This is a genomic window from Aeromonas sp. 604282, assembly GCF_049170575.1.
GTDB lineage: Bacteria > Pseudomonadota > Gammaproteobacteria > Enterobacterales > Aeromonadaceae > Aeromonas > Aeromonas veronii_A.
Window position 1 is genome coordinate 85,149 of the sequence record NZ_JAAKMV010000003.1, and the last position, 22,037, is coordinate 107,185.

The 22,037-nt window shown below is 54.8% G+C and carries 24 protein-coding genes; all 24 read left to right on the top strand.

All coding sequences use genetic code 11. The features are described 5' to 3' along the window. Position 1 precedes the first annotated feature (1 nt). Entirely contained in the window at positions 2-271 is a 270-nt protein-coding gene (fliQ, locus tag G5367_RS05755; RefSeq protein WP_005343969.1) for a flagellar biosynthesis protein FliQ, read from the top strand. Then, entirely contained in the window at positions 268-1,065 is a 798-nt protein-coding gene (gene fliR, locus G5367_RS05760; RefSeq protein ID WP_005343970.1) for a flagellar biosynthetic protein FliR, read from the top strand. The genes fliQ and fliR overlap by 4 nt, the downstream gene beginning before the upstream one ends. Then, a complete protein-coding gene (gene flhB, locus G5367_RS05765) occupies positions 1,058-2,188 on the top strand; it encodes a flagellar biosynthesis protein FlhB (RefSeq protein ID WP_421244144.1) in 1,131 nt (376 codons plus the stop codon). Before fliR ends, flhB begins: the two co-directional genes overlap by 8 nt. A 107-nt stretch (positions 2,189-2,295) precedes the next feature. Further along, on the top strand, positions 2,296-4,401 hold the full coding sequence (gene flhA / locus G5367_RS05770; protein ID WP_005343972.1) for a flagellar biosynthesis protein FlhA: 2,106 nt from the start codon (positions 2,296-2,298) through the stop codon (positions 4,399-4,401). 16 nt (positions 4,402-4,417) lie between these two features. Further along, positions 4,418-5,842 (top strand): flagellar biosynthesis protein FlhF, encoded by a 1,425-nt coding sequence (flhF, locus tag G5367_RS05775; RefSeq protein WP_005343974.1) that lies wholly within the window; start codon positions 4,418-4,420, stop codon positions 5,840-5,842. 34 nt (positions 5,843-5,876) lie between these two features. After that, the gene (locus G5367_RS05780) at positions 5,877-6,719 is read left to right on the top strand and encodes a MinD/ParA family protein (RefSeq protein WP_408082997.1); all 843 of its coding nucleotides are present in this window, start codon (positions 5,877-5,879) and stop codon (positions 6,717-6,719) included. Then, positions 6,712-7,431, top strand: coding sequence for an RNA polymerase sigma factor FliA (locus G5367_RS05785; RefSeq protein ID WP_421244143.1), 720 nt, complete (start codon positions 6,712-6,714; stop codon positions 7,429-7,431). The genes G5367_RS05780 and G5367_RS05785 overlap by 8 nt, the downstream gene beginning before the upstream one ends. A gap of 111 nt (positions 7,432-7,542) precedes the next feature. Next, entirely contained in the window at positions 7,543-7,926 is a 384-nt protein-coding gene (gene cheY / locus G5367_RS05790) for a chemotaxis response regulator CheY (RefSeq protein WP_041234108.1), read from the top strand. 12 nt (positions 7,927-7,938) lie between these two features. Beyond that, complete coding sequence (locus tag G5367_RS05795; RefSeq protein ID WP_421244142.1) at positions 7,939-8,679, top strand: protein phosphatase CheZ; 741 nt, start codon at positions 7,939-7,941, stop codon at positions 8,677-8,679. A gap of 11 nt (positions 8,680-8,690) precedes the next feature. After that, the gene (locus G5367_RS05800; protein ID WP_421244141.1) at positions 8,691-10,901 is read left to right on the top strand and encodes a chemotaxis protein CheA; all 2,211 of its coding nucleotides are present in this window, start codon (positions 8,691-8,693) and stop codon (positions 10,899-10,901) included. A gap of 32 nt (positions 10,902-10,933) precedes the next feature. Further along, complete coding sequence (locus G5367_RS05805; protein WP_421244140.1) at positions 10,934-12,049, top strand: protein-glutamate methylesterase/protein-glutamine glutaminase; 1,116 nt, start codon at positions 10,934-10,936, stop codon at positions 12,047-12,049. Positions 12,050-12,051: 2 nt separating this feature from the next. After that, a complete protein-coding gene (locus tag G5367_RS05810; RefSeq protein WP_005343988.1) occupies positions 12,052-12,789 on the top strand; it encodes a flagellar motor protein in 738 nt (245 codons plus the stop codon). Between the two features lie 2 nt (positions 12,790-12,791). Further along, the gene (locus G5367_RS05815) at positions 12,792-13,712 is read left to right on the top strand and encodes a flagellar motor protein MotB (protein ID WP_236344704.1); all 921 of its coding nucleotides are present in this window, start codon (positions 12,792-12,794) and stop codon (positions 13,710-13,712) included. A gap of 4 nt (positions 13,713-13,716) precedes the next feature. Beyond that, positions 13,717-14,511 carry a ParA family protein gene (locus G5367_RS05820; protein ID WP_005334696.1) on the top strand — a complete coding sequence of 265 codons (795 nt, stop codon included), beginning with the start codon at positions 13,717-13,719 and terminating at the stop codon, positions 14,509-14,511. Continuing rightward, positions 14,508-15,380 carry a chemotaxis protein CheW gene (locus tag G5367_RS05825; RefSeq protein WP_421244138.1) on the top strand — a complete coding sequence of 291 codons (873 nt, stop codon included), beginning with the start codon at positions 14,508-14,510 and terminating at the stop codon, positions 15,378-15,380. The genes G5367_RS05820 and G5367_RS05825 overlap by 4 nt, the downstream gene beginning before the upstream one ends. Positions 15,381-15,449: 69 nt before the next feature. After that, positions 15,450-15,938 carry a chemotaxis protein CheW gene (locus G5367_RS05830; protein WP_005343991.1) on the top strand — a complete coding sequence of 163 codons (489 nt, stop codon included), beginning with the start codon at positions 15,450-15,452 and terminating at the stop codon, positions 15,936-15,938. A 28-nt stretch (positions 15,939-15,966) separates the two neighbouring features. Then, complete coding sequence (locus G5367_RS05835) at positions 15,967-16,344, top strand: DUF2802 domain-containing protein (RefSeq protein WP_216980226.1); 378 nt, start codon at positions 15,967-15,969, stop codon at positions 16,342-16,344. Positions 16,345-16,636: 292 nt separating this feature from the next. Next, positions 16,637-17,272, top strand: coding sequence for a cytochrome c biogenesis heme-transporting ATPase CcmA (ccmA, locus tag G5367_RS05840; protein ID WP_005343996.1), 636 nt, complete (start codon positions 16,637-16,639; stop codon positions 17,270-17,272). A 5-nt stretch (positions 17,273-17,277) separates the two neighbouring features. Further along, complete coding sequence (gene ccmB / locus G5367_RS05845; RefSeq protein WP_005343998.1) at positions 17,278-17,946, top strand: heme exporter protein CcmB; 669 nt, start codon at positions 17,278-17,280, stop codon at positions 17,944-17,946. A 172-nt stretch (positions 17,947-18,118) separates the two neighbouring features. Further along, on the top strand, positions 18,119-18,859 hold the full coding sequence (locus tag G5367_RS05850; RefSeq protein WP_005344000.1) for a heme ABC transporter permease: 741 nt from the start codon (positions 18,119-18,121) through the stop codon (positions 18,857-18,859). A 2-nt stretch (positions 18,860-18,861) separates the two neighbouring features. Next, entirely contained in the window at positions 18,862-19,068 is a 207-nt protein-coding gene (gene ccmD / locus G5367_RS05855; RefSeq protein ID WP_005344002.1) for a heme exporter protein CcmD, read from the top strand. After that, a complete protein-coding gene (gene ccmE, locus G5367_RS05860; RefSeq protein ID WP_005344003.1) occupies positions 19,065-19,556 on the top strand; it encodes a cytochrome c maturation protein CcmE in 492 nt (163 codons plus the stop codon). The genes ccmD and ccmE overlap by 4 nt, the downstream gene beginning before the upstream one ends. Beyond that, positions 19,553-21,508 (top strand): heme lyase CcmF/NrfE family subunit, encoded by a 1,956-nt coding sequence (locus G5367_RS05865; RefSeq protein WP_005344004.1) that lies wholly within the window; start codon positions 19,553-19,555, stop codon positions 21,506-21,508. Before ccmE ends, G5367_RS05865 begins: the two co-directional genes overlap by 4 nt. After that, on the top strand, positions 21,505-22,035 hold the full coding sequence (locus G5367_RS05870; protein ID WP_005344005.1) for a DsbE family thiol:disulfide interchange protein: 531 nt from the start codon (positions 21,505-21,507) through the stop codon (positions 22,033-22,035). The genes G5367_RS05865 and G5367_RS05870 overlap by 4 nt, the downstream gene beginning before the upstream one ends. Positions 22,036-22,037: the final 2 nt, after the last annotated feature.

Genomic DNA, 22,037 nt, shown 5'->3' on the forward strand with positions numbered 1-22,037 from the left:
CATGAGTCCCGAAACCTTTGTCGACGTCTTTCGTGAGGCGCTCTGGCTGGTCAATATCATGGTAAGTGCCGTTATCTTGCCCAGTTTGGCTATAGGTCTGGTTGTCGCCATCTTTCAGGCCGCTACCTCCATCAACGAACAGACCCTGAGCTTTCTGCCACGTCTCATCGTGACACTGCTTGCGCTGGGTGCCGGTGCTCACTGGGGAATGCAGAGTCTGATGGACTTCTTCATCCTGATGGTTAATCAAATTCCCGAGGTGGTGGGGTGACCTATACCACCGCTCTGATCATGGAGTGGTTGTCTGCCATTCTCTGGCCACTGGCCAGAATAAGCAGCCTTTTCATGGTTATGGCGGTATTTGGTAGCCGGCTGGTCGCCGCACGGATCAGGTTGGGGCTGGCGGTAGCCGTGACGTTTCTGGTTGCTCCTCTGCTTCCTCCCATGCCTCCTGTGGAGCTCTTCTCTGCCGGCAGTTTTCTGGTCTTGGGCCAGCAACTGCTCATCGGTATTGCGTTGGGGTTGATGACCCAGTTTCTGATGGAGAGCTTCGTGATGGCGGGGCAGGTGATCGCCATGCAAACCAGCCTGGGTTTTGCCACCCTGGTGGATCCGATGAATGGCCAGTCGGCCCCTGTGGTCGGTCAGTTTTATCTGATGCTGGCGACCCTGGTATTTCTGGCGCTCGATGGTCATCTGGTGATGCTGCGCCTGGTGATCCTCAGTTTTGAGACGCTCCCCATCTCCGATAGCGGTTTGTCTGTCTCTTCGATGCAAACACTGAGCGCATTCCTGGGGGTCATGTATCAGGCCTCGCTGGTGATGGCTCTCTCTGCCATCGTGGCTTTGCTGCTTATCAACTTCGCTTTTGGCGTGATGACCCGGGCTGCCCCCCAGCTCAATATTTTCAGTATCGGTTTTGCCGTCAGCATGATGTCGGGTTTGCTTATCCTCTGGCTCACTATCGGCGGTTTCCTCGGCCATTTCGACACCTTGTGGGAGCGGGTGCAGGAGGTCAGTTGCGAGCTGATCGACACCCAATGTTTCGGAGGTGTCAATGGCTGATACCGACCAGGAACGTACCGAACAACCCACGGGCAAACGACTGCAACAAGCCCGTGAAAAAGGGCAGATTGCACGTTCAAAAGAGCTGGGAACTGCCAGCGTACTGCTGTCAGCCGTCTTTGGCCTGCTGTTGATCAAGGGTTACCTGGCGAGCGCCATGCTCAAGGTGGTGACTATGGGCTTCACGCTAAACAGAGAGCAGGCTTTCGATCCCAATGCCATGGTAGCCATGGTGCCGGCGCTGCTGGGGGAACTGGTGTTTCCGCTCGGACTGCTCTTCGCTCTGGTCGCCATCGCGGCTTTTATCGGCAATATCCTGATGGGGGGAATGAACTTCTCCACTGAGGCAATGATGCCGAAATTCAGCAAGATGAGCCCCATCAGCGGGTTCAAGCGAATGTTTGGAGTGCAGTCACTGATCGAGCTGGTAAAGTCCATCGCCAAGGTGGTGTTCATTACTCTGTTTGCCTGGTGGATGCTCTCAAGCCAGTTTAATCATCTGCTCAACCTCTCCATGGAGGGCTTTCCCGGCGGTATCATAGATGCCCTTGACCTTTTTTTGTGGATGCTGATCATCCTTTGCTGTGCCTTGTTGCCCATTGTGGCCATCGATGTGCCGTTCCAGCAATGGAACCATATGCGTCAGCTCAAGATGACCAAGCAGGAGGTGAAGGACGAGTTCAAGGATAGCGAGGGTAAACCCGAGGTAAAGGGCAAGATCCGCCAGTTGCAGATGCAGATGGCGATGCGCCGGATGATGGGGGATGTACCCAAGGCCGATGTGGTGATCACCAACCCGACCCACTACTCGGTGGCGCTCAAGTATGATGTGGGCAAACCCGGTGCCGCACCCAAGGTCGTGGCCAAGGGCACTGATGAAATTGCAATGAAGATCAGGGAGATAGCCAGAGAATACGAGATACCCATCATGCCGTCACCGGCCTTGACCCGGGCTATCTACCACTCTACCGAGTTGGGCCGCGAGATTCCGGAAGGGCTGTTTGCGGCGGTTGCTCAGGTTCTGGCCTATGTCTTCCAGCTCAAGAAATTCCGCCGTGGCCAGGGGCGCCGTCCTCAGCCGTTGGCCAAGGATCTCCCCATTCCGACCGAATATCGCAAATGACAAAGTTCTGACGCTGTAAAAGTAAATTCATTGTATTTCAATGTTTTGCATTGTTGGCTTAATGTTTGCTTTAATCTGGCACCAGCAGGTTGACATTGAGAAGAGCGATGGATTTCAAGGCAGTATTGGGCCAGTTAAAACAGTCTCGGGGAGTGTTGAGCAAAGGCCTTGGTACCCCTCTGCTGGTATTGGCTGCGCTCGGCATGGTGGTGTTACCCATCCCCCCGCTGATGCTGGATGTGCTCTTCTCTTTCAACATTGCGCTCTCTATCGTGGTGCTGCTGGTATCCGTTTATACCCGGCGCCCCCTCGAATTTGCTGCCTTCCCGACCGTATTGCTGCTCGCCACCTTGCTGCGGCTGGCGTTGAACGTGGCCTCGACCCGGGTGGTGCTGCTGGAAGGTCACAATGGCAGTGCAGCGGCAGGCCATGTGATCGAGGCATTCGGTAACGTGGTGATCGGCGGCAACTATGCGGTCGGTATCATCGTCTTTACCATCCTGATGATCATCAACTTTGTAGTTATCACCAAGGGTGCCGGGCGGATCGCGGAAGTGAGTGCCCGTTTTACCCTGGATGCGATGCCGGGTAAACAGATGGCTATCGATGCCGATTTGAATGCCGGTCTCATCAATCAGGAAGAGGCGAAGAAGCGTCGCCTTGATGTAACCCAGGAAGCCGATTTCTATGGCTCCATGGATGGTGCCTCCAAGTTCGTCAAAGGTGATGCGATAGCAGGCATCATGATCCTCTTCATCAACATCATCGGCGGTTTCATCATCGGGATGATGCAGCATCATCTTACCTTCAGCGAGTCTGCCGAGATCTATACCCTGCTGGCGATCGGTGACGGTCTGGTGGCGCAGATCCCCTCCCTGCTGCTCTCCATCGCCGCTGCCATCATAGTGACCCGTCAGAATACCGATCAGGATATGGGCACAGCGGTATTAGGCCAACTGTTCGATAACCCCAAGGCCTTGATCATCTCTGCCGGTATCCTGCTGATGATGGGGTTGGTGCCGGGGATGCCGCACTTCGCCTTCCTGAGTCTGGGGGCGCTCGCTGCCGCCGGAGCCTGGTGGTTGTTGCGTCGCGAGAAACTGGCGGTAGCCAAAGCAGCCAGTGGCGAGTTGATGCCGACCAGTGCAGACCAGCCATCGCATGAGCAGAAAGAGTTGAGCTGGGACGATGTGATGCCGGTAGACATCATCGGGCTGGAAGTGGGTTACCAGCTAATCCCGCTGGTGGATCGCAATCAGGGGGGCGAACTGCTCAACCGGATCAAAGGGGTGCGCAAGAAACTCTCGCAAGAGCTGGGCTTTCTGGTGCCTGCCGTCCACATTCGCGACAACCTGGATCTGGCACCCAACCAATATCGCATCACCTTGATGGGAGTCAGTACCGGCGAGGCCAACGTCTACCATGATAAAGAGATGGCCATCAACCCGGGGCAGGTATTCGGCCAAATTCAGGGGATTGCCACCCGGGATCCCGCGTTTGGACTTGAAGCAGTGTGGGTAGCCAAGGAGCAGGTGTCACAGGCGCAGACCCTGGGGTATACAGTGGTGGATACTGCGACCGTAGTTGCCACCCATTTGAGCCAGATCTTGACCAACCATGCGTCACTGTTGCTCGGCCATGACGAGGTACAGCAGTTGCTCGACATGATTGGCAAACATCAGAGCAAACTGGTCGAAGGGCTTGTGCCTGAAGTGATCAGCATGGGTAACCTTGTGAAGGTATTGCAGAATTTGCTCAATGAAGGGGTGCCAATTCGCGATATGCGCACTATCCTGCAGACCCTGGTGGAATACGCGCCGCGCAGCCCGGATCCGGAAGTGCTCACCGCGGCTTGCCGGATTGCCCTGCGTCGCCTGATTGTTCAGGAGATTGCCGGCCCTGATCCCGAGCTACCGGTGATCACATTGGCACCTGAATTGGAACGTATATTGCATCAGTCTTTGCAAGCGGGTGGTGGTGATGGCGCCGGTATTGAGCCGGGTCTGGCGGAGCGAATGCAGCGTTCACTGGTGGAAGCCACTCAACGACAAGAACTGGAAGGCCAACCGGCTGTGCTTCTGACATCGGGGATCCTGCGTAATACCCTGGCGAAATTTGTCAAGAATGCCATTCCTGGATTACGTGTGCTGTCCTATCAGGAAGTGCCGGACGACAAGCAGATTCGCATCGTCAGTGCGGTAGGGCAGAACTAGTTAGCGGAGACGACGGGTGAAGATTAAGCGGTTTTTTGCCAAGGACATGCGAACGGCTCTGGCCGAGGTCAAGGAGACGCTCGGGCCCGATGCCGTCATCATGTCCAACAAGAAGGTTACCGGGGGGGTAGAGATAGTCGCCGCTGTTGATTATCAATCCCAGGTTCCGGGCCCCAAAGATGCGCCGGTTCGCCGTCAGCTGAACGATGAGAGCGTCAATATTTCGTCTGCTGCTCGGCAGATGACCCGTCCCGAGCCCGCAAAGGTTCAGGAACAGAACGAACATTATGCTGATACCCTGGCCGCCCTCCTCGCGCGTCAGCAGAAACTGAAGCCTGGCAATGGGGCTCCCATGGGCAACACCCAATCGGCTGGTCTGGCTGCTGCCAATGCAGTGCCCAGAACGCTGGCCGAGCAGGGACAGTGGGGCACAGTCCCGGAACCTGCCAAACCCAAGGCGCGTGTCGTATCCGGCCAACGGGCCCATCAACCTGCCCAGCGGGATCAGGAGATGGAGGGGATGCGCAAGGAGATGGCCAGCATCCGTAAACTGCTGGAGCACCAGATCTCGGGTCTGATGTGGCAGGAGGTTGAACGACGCGAGCCGATGCGTGCCCTGCTCATCAAAGAGCTCAAGAAGATGGGCTTTGACGATGCGTTTTCCGATCAACTGGCGGGGCTGATCCCTGAAGACATGCCTATCCATCAGGCGATGGCCCAGTTGGCTGAAGTGTTGACGGCTCAGCTCAAGATCAGTGAAGACGAAATTTTACGTCAGGGGGGCGCGGTTGCTCTGCTGGGGCCAACAGGGGTGGGCAAGACGACCACCATCGCCAAATTGGCCGCCCGTTTTGCCATGAAGTATGGCGCCGAGCAGGTGGCCCTTATCACCACTGACAACTACCGGATCGGGGCTCATGAGCAATTACAGACTTATGGCCGGATCATGGGCTGTCCGGTACGTCAGGTGCGTGATGCCGAAGAGCTGGCCAATGCCCTCTATCAGTTCCGCCACCGCCGGCTGGTATTGATCGATACGGCAGGCGTGGGGCAACGGGATATCCGGCTGACCGAGCAGCTCGATACCCTGGTCAAAAATGCCAAGGTGAGGATCCGCAGCTATCTGGTGATGTCGGCAACTTCCCAGCGTCGGGTAATGCAGGAAGCGGTTGACCATTTCCGGCGCATTCCCTTGAGCGGCTGCATACTTACAAAGTTGGATGAGAGTCTGAATCTGGGCGAAGTAATTAACGTGTGTATCCAGAATGCCTTGCCTATCAGTTACATCACAGATGGGCAGCGGGTTCCGGAAGATATTCAGGTTGCCAATGCGGCGCAGCTCGTCGGAGCGGCCATGGGCTCGCTGGAGCGAGAAACAGAGGAGCCCTATTTCTGGGGCACAGGCTTTGGCGAGGCCGAAGATTCGGAGTTTTATGAGTAACATGTATATGGATCAGGCGAGTGGTCTGCGCAAAATGCGTCAAAACAATAGAGTAAAAGTGATCGCCGTTTCCGGTGGTAAAGGTGGCGTAGGCAAGACCAACGTGACCCTGAACGTGGCGGGAGCCATGGCGGCCCAAGGCAAACGGGTGATGGTGCTGGATGCTGACCTTGGTCTGGCAAATGTTGACGTCATGCTTGGGTTGCGGGTTCATCGCAATCTCTCTCACGTGCTGGCAGGCGAGTGCACGATCGACGACATTATCGTTGAGGGACCGTACGGCATGATGATTGTGCCTGCAACCTCGGGGACCCAGTCTATGGTCGAGCTTTCGCCGGTACAACATGCCGGACTGATCCGCGCCTTCAGCGAGATGAAGACCCAGGTTGATATTCTGATGGTGGATACGGCGGCGGGGATCTCGGACATGGTGCTGAGTTTCACCCGCGCCGCGCAGGACATCATGGTGGTGGTGTGTGACGAGCCTACCTCTATTACCGATGCCTATGCCCTTATCAAGATCCTTTCCAAAGAGCACGGTGTATTTCGCTTCAAGGTAGTGGCAAACATGGTACGCAGCCTGCGCGAAGGGCAGGAGCTTTTTGCCAAGCTGACCCGGGTAACGGATCGTTTCCTCGATACGTCACTGGAACTGGTTGCCTGCGTGCCTTATGACACCAATTTACGCGCAGCAGTACGCAAGCAGAAACTGATTGTCGAGGCGTTTCCCAAGTCGCCGGCGGCTTTGGCTTTCCGCGCATTGGCCAACAAAGCGGCTAGCTGGCCGGTACCCAACCAGCCTGGCGGTCATCTGGAGTTTTTCCTGGAGAATCTGTTACAGACTCAGGCCACCACACAGGAAGGTTCCCGTGAATAAAGCCCAAGCGTACTTGCGTCATCAGGATTCCTATCTGCTGGTAGAGCGCCATGCTCCACTGGTCAAGCGGATTGCCCAGCATTTGCTGGCTCGCCTGCCAAGCAGTGTCTTGCTGGATGACCTGATCCAGGCAGGTATGATTGGGCTTCTCGAAGCGTCGCGGAACTTTGATGGTAGCAAGGGGGCCAGTTTCGAGACCTATGCCGGGATTCGTATCCGTGGTGCCATGCTGGATGAGATCCGGCGTGGTGACTGGGTGCCTCGTTCCGTGCATCGAAACAGCCGAGCGATTGCAGAAGCGATCGAAAATGTTGAGCAAGCCAATGGACGGGATGCTCGTGATACGGAAGTCGCAGCGCAAATGGGAGTCTCTCTCGCTGATTATCATGCCATGTTGCAGGATGTCTCCTGCGGCAAGATCATCGGTATCGAGGATTTGGGGGTCAGTGAGGATGTGATCGGTAACCCTGATGAAGCACCGTCAGGCTCCGGGTTTGATGAACTGGCCGCAGAACGATTTCAAATTCAACTGTCGGAGCAAATCGGTCGCTTACCAGAGAGAGAAGCTCTGGTTCTCTCTCTTTACTACGATGAAGAGCTGAATTTACGTGAAATTGGTGAGGTTTTGAATGTAAGTGAGTCTCGAGTGAGTCAGATACATAGCCAAGCAATGCACAGACTGCGCGCTCGTTTGAGAGATTGGCATCTATAAGTGTTTGTACTGGCTACACTGAGATGAAACTCTAAGGCATAATCCGCATGACACAACCCATTTTTAGCATCATGTAAGTGAGCCACTCAGGTGGCTATTGAGGAGGGAATTTTGGACAAGAACATGAAAATCCTCATTGTTGACGATTTTTCAACGATGCGCCGGATTATCAAGAACTTGCTGCGCGACCTTGGGTTCAACAATACCCATGAAGCGGATGATGGCAACACAGCACTGCCGATGCTGAAAAATGGTGATTTCCAGTTTGTGGTTACTGACTGGAACATGCCAGGCATGCAAGGTATCGACCTGCTGAAAGCCATTCGTGTCGATGAGAAGCTCAAGCATCTGCCGGTGCTGATGGTGACGGCGGAAGCCAAACGTGAGCAGATCATTGAAGCCGCGCAAGCCGGCGTTAACGGTTATATCGTCAAGCCTTTCACTGCAGCAACGCTCAAAGAAAAACTCGACAAAATTTTTGAACGCCTTGGCTAAGGAGCTGCAGGGATGATGGCCAAAACGAGAGCAATGATTTCGCTCGACCAGGCAAGGATGCTTGTTGCTCATCTGGAGCAAGGTGAATTCGAGCTGGCCGATGAACTGCTTGCCAATGTATGTGCCCCCAACGCAGCCGATCTGTTTGAAAAAGTTGGTCAGCTGACCCGACAACTGCATAACTCACTTCAAGAATTTCGTCTCGACCCCCGAATTCCCGATTTGGCCACCCATGACATTCCCGATGCGAGGGAGCGCCTCAATTACGTCATAGATATGACCGACAAGGCTGCTAATCGCACCATGGATGCGGTAGAGGCCAGTCTGCCAATAGCGGATCGCCTGAATGATAATATCCAGCTGGTGATGCCCAACTGGAATGCACTGATGTCCAGAGATATGAGCGTGGGGCAGTTTAAGTCCTTATGCCATCAACTTGATGATTTCATTAAGGCTTCTGAGTCAGATGCCGATAAGTTACGACAACTGCTGACAGAAATTCTGATGGCACAAGACTTTCAGGATTTGACAGGCCAGATGATCCGCAAGGTCATAAAACTGGTTCAGGAAGTTGAAACAAAATTAATAGAAATGCTGACTATGTTTGGTGAGGCTGCAGCTGAGCATTCAACTCGTACTCTCCCTGTGAACGGGATTGAAGCCGAAGGCCCAATCATGAATCCAGAGGCGCGTGCCGATGTAGTCAATGGTCAGGATGATGTGGACGATCTGCTGTCTAGCTTGGGATTCTAATGGAGTGACGCATGGCCTTCGAAGTTGATGAAGACATACTGCAAGACTTTCTGGTCGAAGCATCCGAAATATTGGAACAGTTGTCTGAGCAACTGGTCGACTTGGAAAAGCGGCCTGATGACAAGAATCTGTTAAATGCCATCTTTCGCGGTTTCCATACCGTAAAAGGCGGTGCCGGTTTCCTGTCTTTGGGGGAGTTGGTTGACGTATGCCACGGCGCTGAAAACGTATTTGATATCTTGCGTAATGGCAAGCGAACCGTGACTGCCGAACTGATGGACGTGATCCTGCAAGCGCTGGACGCCATAAACGTCATGTTCGCCCAAGTACAAAACCGTGAAGCGCCAAGTCCTGCGTCTGATGATCTGCTCCATGACCTCCACGAGTTGTGCAAGCCTGAAGGAGAAGAGCAACTCCGAACCGCGACAAGTGGCGCTATTGCCATGGAGCAGGAGGCTGTCACTCCTGTTGTTGAGGTTGTCTCCGACCCCGAGGTTGTTGAACCGATAAACCAGGCCAGCGATCCTGCTCCTGTTAACGGGGGCGGCTCCATCGACGAGATTTCAGCTGATGAATTCGAGCGTCTGCTGGATGAGCTGCATGGCGTAGGGGGCACACCAGCCAAGAGTGCGCCAGGAGCGACTGTTGCTGGCGAATCTGGCGATATCACCGATGATGAGTTTGAGGCCTTGCTGGACCAGCTCCATGGCCAGGGACAGCACATGGGGGCGCCAGAGGTGAATCCTCTGAAATCGGTGCAAAAAGAGGTGGACGAGCTTATCGATGATGATGAGTTTGAGCGTCTGCTTGATGAATTGCATGGTCGTGGCCAAGGTCCTCAGAGTAGTATGGCACCTGCCGCACCTGCCGCACCTGCCGCACCTGCCGCACCTGCCGCACCTGCCGCACCTGCCGCGGTGACTCCGTCCAAACCGGCCACTCCTGTAGCCAAACCTGCACAGGCTGATCCCGCAAAACCTGCCGAAGCAGCCAAGGCATCAGCGCCTGCCGCCAAGGCTACGCCAGCTCCTGCCGAAAACAGTGCAGTGCAAAGCGATACGACGGTGCGGGTGGATACCAAGACCCTTGATGTCATTATGAACATGGTAGGTGAGTTGGTACTGGTTCGTAACCGGCTGGTGAGTCTGGGTATTGCCAGTAATGATGAAGAGATGTCAAAGGCGGTTGCCAATCTGGATGTGGTAACGGCCGACCTGCAAGGTGCGGTTATGAAAACCCGCATGCAGCCAATCAAGAAGGTATTTGGTCGTTTCCCACGCGTGGTACGTGATCTGGCCAGAACCCTCAAGAAAGAGATTGAGCTGGTGATGGTGGGGGAAGAGACCGATCTTGATAAAAATCTGGTAGAGGCGCTCGCCGATCCTCTGGTTCACCTTGTTCGCAACTCCTGCGATCATGGGGTCGAAATGCCTGATGTGCGGGAGAAAGCGGGCAAACCGCGGCAAGGGACGATCACCCTTAGCGCCTCCCAGCAAGGTGATCATATCCTGCTTTGCATTGAGGATGATGGGGCTGGGATGGACCCTGAAAAACTCAAGTCTATTGCCATCAGTCGTGGTGTTTTGGATGCAGACACTGCTGCTCGCATGAGTGATAACGATGCCTATAACCTGATTTTTGCCCCGGGCTTTTCAACCAAGGCCGAGATCTCCGATATCTCTGGCCGTGGTGTCGGGATGGATGTGGTTAAAACCAGCATTGTCAGCCTCAATGGGTCGGTGCATATAGATTCCACTTGGGGGAAAGGTACCCGTCTCGAAATCAAGGTTCCGTTGACGCTAGCCATTCTGCCGACTCTGATGGTTGAAGTGGGTGAGCAGACCTTCGCACTTCCCCTTGGTTGTGTGAACGAGATTTTCCATCTGGACCTGAAAAAAGCCAACATGGTTGATGGCCAGCTCACCATCATTGTGCGCGAGAAGGCGATACCGCTCTTCTATTTGCACAAATGGTTGATTCGTGGCGCCAACAAACGTTCACGTCAGGATACCGGACATGTGGTAATAGTGCAGATTGGCACTCAGCAAATTGGATTTGTGGTAGACAGCCTGATTGGTCAAGAAGAGGTGGTCATCAAGCCTCTCGATAACCTGCTTCAAGGTACCCCTGGCATGGCTGGGGCGACGATTACCAGTGATGGCGGAATTGCTCTTATTTTGGATGTGCCGAGTCTGCTCAAAGCATATGCGCGTAGACATTAATAGCTCAGGCCCAAGGAGTTAGAAAAACAACAATGGCAGTCAAGGTATTAGTTGTCGACGATTCGAGCTTCTTTCGCCGCCGGGTGAGCGAGATCATTAATCAGGATCCCATGCTGACGGTGATTGATACGGCCCAGAATGGACGTGAAGCAGTGGACAAGGTGATGTCCCTGCGTCCTGATGTGATCACCATGGACATTGAGATGCCCGTGATGGATGGCATCAGTGCGGTGCGGGAGATCATGGCCAAGTGCCCAACCCCCATTCTGATGTTTTCATCCCTGACTCATGAAGGCGCCAAGGCGACGCTGGACGCGCTGGACGCCGGTGCTCTCGACTTCTTGCCCAAGAAATTTGAAGACATTGCCAGAGACAAGGACGAAGCAGTCAGACTGTTGCAACAGCGGGTGAAGGAGATCTCCCGCAAGCGCTTCCTGATGACATCCGCTGCCCGTCCCAAAGCACCTGAACCGGTTATTCGTGCTCCGCTGGGAAGCACTGCGCCCAGAACTCCTGATCGTCAGCCTGACCTACAACGTATTGTGCCAAGTGCTTCCTTCAAGCGCAGTGGCAAGAGTTATCAGTTGGTGGCAATCGGCACTTCTACCGGCGGACCAGTTGCTTTGCAAAATGTACTGACCAAGTTGCCGGGGGATTTTCCCCATCCCATCCTGCTTATCCAGCATATGCCAGCCACTTTTACCGCCGCGTTTGCTGCCCGTCTCAACGGGTTATGTCAGATTGGCGTCAAGGAAGCGGAAGATGGCGATGTGCTTAAACCCGGACATGCCTATCTGGCGCCTGGTGGTAAGCAGATGCTGTTGGAAGGTCGCGGTACTGGGGCTCGCATCCGCATCGTGGATGGCAACGACAAGGTAAATTATAAGCCTTGTGTGGACATCACTTTTGCCTCTGCGGCCAAAACCTATGCCGACAAGGTATTGGCGATTGTGCTGACCGGTATGGGCGCAGATGGCCGTGATGGCGCCAGACTGCTGAAAGAGCAGGGATCAACCATCTGGGCTCAGGATGAGGCTTCCTGCGTGGTATATGGTATGCCCCAAGCGGTAGCCAAAGCGGGGATTGCCAGCGAATCACTCCCTCTGGACAAGGTGGCCCAGCGTATTCTGGTTGAGTTGGGGCGCTAATCATGGGCTTGCTCGGTCTGCTCCTGGCATTGGGGGCGATTGCCATTGCCCAACTGTGGCATGGCGGCTCCCTGTTGACATTGGTGGACGGCCCCGCTTTTCTGATCGTGCTGGGTGGTACCGTTGGTGCCGTCACGTTGCAGACTCCAGCCAAGTACATCCTGCTGGCGTTGCGCCAGCTGTTATGGATTTTTACCCCTCCCCGCCAGGATCTCGCGACGCAGGCCGAACGGTTGCAGTCATGGGCCGTCTTTGCGCGCCAGCAAGGGCTGCTGGCCCTTGAAAATCAGGCCGAGCAGGAGGAAGACAACTTTACCCGTCAAGGGCTCGGCATGATTGTCGATGGGGTATCCACAGAGGATATCCGGATGCTGCTGGAAGCGGACATCGATATCGAGCAGGAGCGCAATGAACATGCCGCCAGAGTATTTGAAGCCATGGGGGGGTACAGTCCGACCATCGGGATCATCGGTGCCGTGCTGGGCCTGATCCAGGCCATGTTTCATCTCGAAGACCCGTCAGCACTGGGGGCGGGGATAGCAGTGGCATTTGTGGCAACCATCTATGGAGTGGGGTTTGCCAACCTCATCTACCTGCCTATCGCCAATCGGTTACGCGCATTTCACTATCACTATGCACTTTTTCAGGAGATGACCCTGGAAGGGCTGCTGGCTATCGCCCATGGTGAAAACGGCTTGCAGGTTGAACGCCGGCTCAGGGCCTATTTGAAAGGAGAGTAGCCATGCGCAAGCGCTATCGGTTGCACTTGCAGGGTCGCGAGCATCTTGACCGTTGGCTGGTCTCCTATGCCGATTATATGACGCTGATCTTTGCCTTGTTCGTGGTGCTCTACTCTGTTGCGCTGGTGAACAAGGACAAGTATCGCGCGGTGATTGATGGTATGAGCCAGGCGTTCAGTGTCATGCAGTCTGGCGGCAATGGCTTGCTTGAAGGGCAGGGTAATTCCCTGCTGGATAACGCGGTATCTGCCTCTCCATCGTTGCTGGAAAGCCCAGCATCCTCCTCTCCTTCACTTGCTCCCATTTCTGGTGTGCCAGTGCTGCAAGATGGCGCGACACTTGCAAAACTCGATATGCAGTTGCAACAGAGCATGGGCTCGCTGGTGGATGCCGGTATCGTCAAACTGACGCAAGACGAGAACTGGCTGACGGTTGAACTCAGTTCTGGCTTGTTGTTTAGCAGCGGCAGTGCCTTTTTGGGGCCAAACGCCGCACCGGTCATTAATACTCTTTCAAGTATTCTCAAACCGGTCGATAACTATGTAAGGGTTCGGGGTTATACCGATAACCAACAGATAAATAATGAAATTTATCGTTCTAACTGGGCGCTTTCTGCTGCTCGGGCCGAGGCGGTCCTCAATGGCTTGATTGCCGATGGGATCGCCCCCCAGCGTCTGGCGTTCGAGGCATATGGCGAGTTTTCCCCTTTTGCTGACAACGGCAGCGAGCAGGGCAGACTGCAGAATCGCAAGGTTGTGGTCGCTATCTCCAAATTTGCCTGGGTGCCGCCGGCACCTGTGGTTGCAACGCCTACGGTAGTTGCTGAACCGGTTCCTGCTGTACAACAGGCGGTGGATGCAGGAGAGATAAAGGTGATCACCTTGCCCGGTGGTGGCATACGCATAACAACAAGGCAGGATTGATACAGTGATTGTTTGGACGGTTGCCAACCAGAAAGGTGGTGTGGGTAAAACCACCACAGTGGTCTCGCTTGCGGGGATCCTGGCCCAGCGTGGCCAGCGGGTGCTGTTGATTGATACCGACCCCCATGCTTCGCTGACTGCATATCTTGATTTTGATTCAGATCGCCTGGATGGAACCCTCTATGAGTTGTTTCAAGCTGTCAAACCGACAGCCGAGCTTGTCAATAAACTGACGCTCAAGACCAAATTCGAAAATATCAACTTACTGCCAGCATCTATTACCTTGGCGACCCTTGATCGGGTGATGGGCAATCGTGAGGGGATGGGACTGGTACTGAAACGGGCACTGCTGCGCATACAGGATCAATATGATTACGTGCTGATCGATTGCCCGCCAGTGCTGGGGGTGATGATGGTCAACGCGCTGGCTGCCTGCGATCGCATTCTGGTGCCTGTCCAGACCGAATTTCTGGCCCTCAAGGGGTTGGAGCGGATGATGAAAACATTTGAGATCATGCAGCGTTCCAAGCGTGACAAGTTCCGTTATACCGTGATCCCGACCATGTTCGACAAGCGCACCCGTGCCTCTCTGATGACCTTGAAGTCGATTAAGGATCAATATGGAGATTCAGTATGGAATGCGGTGATCCCTATTGATACCAAGTTTCGGGATGCCAGCTTGCTGCATATCCCCCCGTCTATCTATTCTCCCGGGAGTCGTGGAACCTATGCATATGAAACGCTGCTCAACCATCTGGATGCCCTTGAGCGGCAACGGGTTCATGAGGTGACGGCATGAGAGATACTATTCAAGTACGGGCGATGGATGACTATTTCCACTCCCTGCTGCTCGATGAGCCGATGGTCATGGATGAGGTGGAAGACGTTGAATCTGCCCCGGTGCTGCAGTTGCAGCGTCAGCCCCAGATCGCCCCTGATGTGGTCGCTGCACCTTACCTCGAAAGCGATCCACGTCTTGCTCAACTTAGCGAACTGCTGGCTCAGGTGGGACAAGTCCAGTTTGAGAATGATGCTTTCACCCAAGAGGTAACACTCACCGCTCCGTTGGAGATTGTGGCCGAGGAGTCACTATTGCCTGTCGAGCCTGAATGGCCTGCTGAGATGCTGTTCCCTGAGGTTGCGGAGCCCCATACTACTATCTTGACCGAGACTGCGCTGGAGGTTGCTCCGGTAGAATCCAGTGAACCTGTTACCTGGGAAAATATCGATACCGGTAAAGAGTTTCAGGCCCTCTTTTTTGAAGTTGCGGGTGTGACGTTTGCGGTGCCGCTGACCGAACTCGGTGGTATCCATCAGCTTGGCGAGATCACCTCCCTGTTTGGCCAGCCTGGCTGGTACAAGGGGATCATGACCTCCCGCGAGCAGAAGATGAATGTGGTCGATACAGCCCAATGGGTCATGCCGGGTCAGCATTTGGAGATGGATGATTACAAGTATCTGATTATGCTGGGTGAATCCCCTTGGGGGCTGACTTGTCATCATCTCAAAGGAACTGAATTGTTACACCGTGACCAGGTGAAATGGCGCCATCAGGAGGGTAAGCGCCCCTGGTTGGCGGGCATGGTCAAAGAAAAAATGTGTGCCCTGTTACACGTTCGCGAACTGCTCCTGTTGCTGGAGCGTGGGGTTAACATAGAAGGTCGCTGATAACTTCTGCAATCGAGCTGTTTTATTGCTAGTTTTAGCAGTAGACGTTTTCATAAAAGGAATAAAAACATGACAGAAAAGCGCAATATCGCACAGAATCTGGCCGAAGATGAAGTGCTGCAATGGGTAACCTTCCAACTGGAAAACGAAACCTACGGCATCAATGTGATGCAGGTTCAGGAGGTGTTGCGCTACACCGAAATTGCACCGGTGCCGGGTGCGCCTGAGTACGTACTGGGGATCATCAACCTGCGTGGCAATGTGGTGACTGTCATCGATACCCGTTCCCGTTTCGGTCTGCCTTCCGGTGATGTGAGCGAAAATTCCCGTATTGTTATCATCGAGGCCGAGAAGCAGGTGATTGGCATTATGGTCGATAGTGTGGCGGAAGTGGTTTATTTGAAATCTTCCGAAATCGATGCGGCTCCGGCCGTGGGAACCGAAGAGAGTGCCAAGTTCATTCAGGGAGTCAGCAACCGTGACGGTCAACTGCTGATCCTGGTTGACTTGAACAAGCTGCTCTCCGATGAAGAGTGGGAAGATATCGGTTCCCTCTGACAAATAAGGTGATGTTTTGATAATCGAGATGGTTGCCTTGGGGGTGTCCCTGATTGCCTTGGTGTTTGCCTCTTATAACTGGTTCAAGAGCAAGCGTAGCAAGCAGGAGTCCGAGGCCAGTGTGGCAACGCTGCAAGGTCAGTTGGAAAGCTTGCGCAAACAGATGATGGAGCTTCATAGCGGCTCCATTGGCATGGGACAGCGGTTACAGTCGGTAGAAGGCGCGATGCAGCAGGTCAATGAACGCCAGCAAGAACTGACCATGCAAGATCCCGAACGCAGGCTCTACAGTCGAGCGGCTAAGATGGTCGAACTGGGCGCCGATCTTGATGAAGTCATGAGTGAGTGTGAGTTGCCAAAGGCAGAAGCAGAGCTCTTGATATCGTTGCGAAAAGGTCGCTCTTGATTATTCAGGGAGGCAGTCGCCTTCCTGAATTTTTTCTGCTCCTTGCATACAGCTCTCTGATGTAGCGCGATGTACAGTGAGATGATTGAATTATTATGTTTTAAGATGATTTTTTATTAATCTTTTCGATTTGATGTATTTTGAAGTCGTTGATTGTCATCATTTTTCCCGCCTATTTTCTCTTATGCGCGATCTTCTCCACAAAAACAGTGGATGATGGGCATCTTGGAAAAGACGTATTCCAATACTGTGTTAAGATGCAGGCCGCTTCATTTTCTCTGAAAAAATCTCCATGCTGCTTCAAGTTAACAATCTGAGCTGCGTGCGTGAAGATCGCACTCTGTTTGAACATCTCTCCTTTGCGGTAGTTCCCGGTGATCTGGTGCAAATTGAAGGTCCCAACGGGGTAGGCAAGACCAGCCTGCTGCGCCTGCTGACTGGGCTGTCTCAGCCGTTTGCCGGTGAAGTGTGCTGGAATGGTGAAAATATTCGCCATTGCCGTGATGAGTACCATGCCAATCTGCTCTATCTCGGTCATCAGCCCGGGGTCAAAGCTGCTTTGACTCCGCTCGAAAATCTCGCCTTTTACCAGAAGCTGCATCATGTGTCCCGGCAGACGGTCGATTTGTGGCAGGTGCTTGCCCAGGTTGGGTTGGCCGGTTTTGAAGAGAACCCGACCGGGCAGCTCTCGGCAGGTCAACAGCGCCGGGTGGCTCTGGCCAGGCTTTGGCTCAGTGACAAAGCGGCTCTCTGGATCCTGGATGAGCCCTTTACCGCCATTGACAAGCAGGGGGTCAAGGTGCTGGAGAGGCTGTTTCTGGCTCATGCCGAGCGGGGGGGGATGGTAATCCTCACCACTCATCAGGATATGACGCTGATGCAGGGGCGACTGAAGACCCTCTCCCTTACGCCCTTGCTGCAGGAGTAGTTTCGATGTTGCGTGCCGTCATGCATTTGATCCACCGCGAGTTATTGATGGCCTTGCGCCAGCGTGCAGACATTCTTAACCCGCTCTGGTTTTTCCTTATTGTCATCACCCTGTTCCCACTCGGTATCGGCCCTGAGCCCAAGTTATTGGCTCGCATTGCTCCCGGCATCATCTGGGTTGCGGCTTTGCTGGCGGCCATGCTGTCGCTGGAGCGGCTGTTTCGCGACGACTTTGCCGACGGTTCGCTGGAGCAGCTGATGTTGATGCCCCATTCACTCGGGTTGCTGGCGCTGGCCAAAGTGATTGCTCACTGGTTACTGACTGGATTGCCGCTGCTGCTGATTTCGCCCTTGCTGGCGATTTTGCTGTCGCTGGATATGGACAGTTATCTGGCGGTAGTCGCCACTCTGGCACTCGGCACTCCGGTGCTGAGCCTGCTCGGTGCGGTCGGTGTAGCCCTTACGGTCGGACTGCGCAAAGGTGGAGTGCTGCTCAGTCTGCTGATCCTGCCGCTCTATATTCCGGTGCTGATTTTTGCTACCTCTGCTATTGATGCGGCGGGGATGGGCTTGCCCTATGGCGGTCAGCTTGCCATTCTGGCCGCCATGATGGTTGGTGCCTTGACGCTAACGCCACTGGCCGTTTCGGCTGCCTTGAGGGTCAGTCTTAACTGATGGTCTATTGGTAGAACGCAGTGTGGTTTCGTGTGGGGCTTTCTTTTCCTGAAATAAAGTTGCGATGGATCAAGCGGATTGCCGCTTATTGCTTTCGAGGTATTTGATGTTATCCCGAGGTCAGTATGTTTAGGCCTCGCCAAACAATTAATAACAAAAAGGTTTGTGAGTTATGTGGAAATGGTTGCACCCTTACGCTAAACCCGAACGGGCATATCGGTTGGCAGGAACCTTGTTACCCTGGTTTGCCGTGATAAGTCTGCTGTCGTTCATCATCGGCACTGTTTGGGGGCTGGCTTTTGCCCCCGCCGATTATCAGCAGGGTGACTCCTTCCGGATCATCTATATCCATGTTCCTTCCGCCATTCTTTCGATGGGAGCTTACTCTACCATGGCTGTGGCAGCCTTTATCGGGCTGGTATGGCAACTGCGGATGGCGGACATGACAGTGGCGGCTATTGCTCCTGTCGGTGCCGTGTTCACTTTTATTGCACTGTTTACCGGTGCAGCCTGGGGCAAACCCATGTGGGGAACCTGGTGGGTGTGGGATGCACGGCTCACCTCCGAGTTGATCCTGCTGTTTCTCTATCTTGGCGTGATTGCCCTCTACAACGCCTTCAGTGACAAGGTTGTTGCTGGCCGTGCCGCCGGCATTCTGGCGCTGGTCGGGGTGATCAATCTCCCCATCATTCACTACTCGGTTGAGTGGTGGAATACCCTGCACCAGGGGGCCACTATTACCAAGTTTGACAAACCCTCTATCTCTCCCGAGATGCTTTGGCCATTACTCATCATGATCCTGGCGTTTGCTGCCTTTCTCGGGGCCCTTACCCTGATGCGTTTTCGAAACGAGCTCTTGATGCGGGAGTGGCATCGCCCTTGGGTTCAAGAGATTGCCGAGCAGGAGAAGTAAGCATGTACTTTGCCTCATTCAGTGACTTTCTGGCGATGGGCGGTTACGCCTTTTACGTCTGGCTCTCCTTCGGACTGACCTTGCTCTGTCTGGTCGGTATCATCATTTCCACCCGTATGAAAACCCGTAGTCTGTTTAATGAGTTACGCAGCAAGCAGGCACGCGAGAGCCGTCGCAAGGCAGCTCGGCAGATGGAGAACACCCTATGAACCCGAGACGCAAAAAACGCCTCACCATTATTCTGGCCATCACGCTGGGCCTCGCTACCGTGAGCGGGCTGGTGCTTTACGCCCTCAGTCAGAATATCGACCTCTTCTATACCCCGAGCGAGCTGGTGGAAGGGAAGGGGCCGGACAAGATCAAACCGGAAGAGGGGCAGCGCCTGCGCATTGGTGGTCTGGTGGTCCCCGGCACAGTCAAGCGTGATCCGAACAGCCTCAAGGTCAGCTTTAACCTGATCGACAATGGTGGTCATCAGGTGATGGTGCAATTTGATGGCATCCTCCCGGATCTGTTCCGCGAGGGGCAGGGGATTGTGGCGCAAGGAACTCTCAAAGATGCCACCACGGTCGAAGCCTTCGAGGTACTGGCCAAACACGATGAAAACTACATGCCGCCAGAAGTGGCCGATGCCACCAGTGGCATGCACTTCAAACCGGAATACACTGATGCGCAGTTGAAGGGGAATAAGCCATGATCCCGGAATTAGGACAGTTTGCGCTGATCCTGGCCTTTGCGACCTCTCTGTTGCTGGGTAGCTATCCGCTGCTTGGTGCAAGTTGGGGGCGTCTTGGCATGATGTCGGCAGCGCGTCCGCTCGCCTATGCCCAGTTTTTGTTACTGCTGCTGTCGTTTCTCTGCCTGACCTGGGCCTTTATCGACAACGACTTCACCGTGCAGTATGTGGCCACTAACTCCAACAGCCTGCTGCCGCTTGCCTATCGCATTTCCGCTGTATGGGGCGCCCATGAGGGCTCTTTGTTGCTGTGGGTGCTGACCCTGGGCGGCTGGACTGCGGCGGTGGCCATGTTCAGCCGCCGTCTGCCGCTCGATGCGGTGGCGCGGGTGCTTGGCGTGTTGGGGCTGATCTCGGTCGGCTTCACCGCGTTCGTGCTGTTCACCTCTGATCCCTTCACCCGCACCTTGCCCTATTTTCCGGTCGATGGCCGCGACCTCAATCCGCTGCTGCAGGATCCGGGTCTGATCTTCCATCCACCGATGCTTTACATGGGCTATGTGGGATTCTCGGTGGCGTTTGCTTTCGCCATAGCCTCATTGATGACCGGTCGTCTCGATGCAACCTGGGCCCGCTGGTCGCGCCCCTGGACCATGGCGGCCTGGGTATTCCTGACCCTCGGCATCGTGCTGGGCTCCTGGTGGGCCTACTACGAGCTCGGTTGGGGCGGCTGGTGGTTCTGGGATCCGGTAGAAAACGCCTCCTTCATGCCCTGGCTGGCGGGTACGGCCCTGCTGCACTCGCTGGCGGTGAGCGAGAAGCGCGCCACCTTCAAGGCGTGGACCGTGCTACTGGCCCTCTCGGCCTTCTCGTTGAGCCTGCTGGGTACCTTCCTGGTGCGCTCCGGCGTGCTGGTGTCTGTGCATGCGTTTGCCTCCGACCCGACCCGCGGCCTGTTTATTCTCGGCTTCCTGCTGGCGGTGATCGGTTCATCCTTGCTGCTGTTTGCCTTCAAAGGTTCGCAGGTGAAAAGCCACGGCAAGCATGAGCTGTGGAGTCGTGAAACCCTGCTGCTGGCCAACAACATCATGCTGGTGGCTGGCCTGCTGACTGTGCTGCTCGGCACCTTGCTGCCGCTGGTGCACAAGGAGCTGGGGCTGGGGAGCATCTCTATCGGTACCCCCTTCTTCAACCATATCTACAGTTGGCTGATCATTCCGTTTGCTCTGCTACTGGGGGTTGGTCCGCTGTTTCGCTGGCGCCGCCAGGAGCTTGGCGAGCTCAAGGGCAAAGTGATCCTTGCGCTGGTGCTGAGCCTGGCTGCAGCCCTGCTGTTGCCGCTGCTCTTGGCCGAAACCTTCAAGCCGTGGGCGGCGGTGGGGATTGGTCTGGGGGTCTGGATCATCGTTACCAGCCTGCAGGAGACCTGGGTGCGGGCCACCCACAAGCACCATTTTGCGGTCGGTGTGCGCAAGCTTGGCAACAGTCACTGGGCGATGATCCTTGGCCATGTGGGGCTGGCAGTCAGCATCATAGGCATCGCCTGTACCCAGAACTACAGCATCGAGAAGGATCTGCGGATGCAGGCGGGTGATCGGGTGCACTTTGCTGATTACGAGTTCGTCTTCACCGGTATCAAGGAGAAGAATGGCCCCAACTATGATGGCTTCAAAGGCGTGCTGGAAGTACACAAGAATGGCAAACAGGTAGCCCTGCTCAAACCCGAGAAGCGGATGTACACAGTGACCCGGATGCCGATGACCGAAGCGGCCATTGATGCCGGTTTCACGCGAGATCTTTATGCGGCCCTTGGCGAGCAGCTAGACAATAATGCCTGGGCTGTGCGGATCTACTACAAGCCGTTCGTGCGCTGGATCTGGTTCGGTGGCGTCTTTATGGCTATCGGTGGCGTGCTGGCGATGCTGGACAAGCGTTACCGTTTCGGCCGTCGTGAGGAGGAAGCCAAGGCATGAACAAAAAGGTCTGGTTGTTTCTAATTCCCTTTATCGTTTTTTTGCTGGGGGCTGTGTTCCTGTTCAAAGGGCTCTACTCCGATCCCACCAAACTCGAATCCGTGATGGTGGGCAAGGAGGTGCCGGTATTTACCCTTCAGGACATTTACGATCTGGGTAAACAGCATGATCGCACCATTCTGACCGGCCGGCCCATGTTGCTCAACGTCTGGGCTACCTGGTGTCCTACCTGTTATGGCGAGCACACTTACCTCAAACAGCTGGCAGGGCAGGGGATCCCCATTATCGGCATGAACTACAAGGATGAACGCGCCAAGGCGATCAAGTGGCTGGCTGAGCTGGGCAACCCCTATCAGGTCAATCTCTATGATCCGGACGGCATGCTGGGGCTTGATCTGGGGGTGTACGGCGCGCCGGAAACCTTCTTTATCGACAGCAAGGGGATAATCCGTTATCGCCACGTGGGGGATATCAACCCCCAGAACTGGGTATCGACCCTCAAACCCATCTTTGACGCCATGAAGTGAGG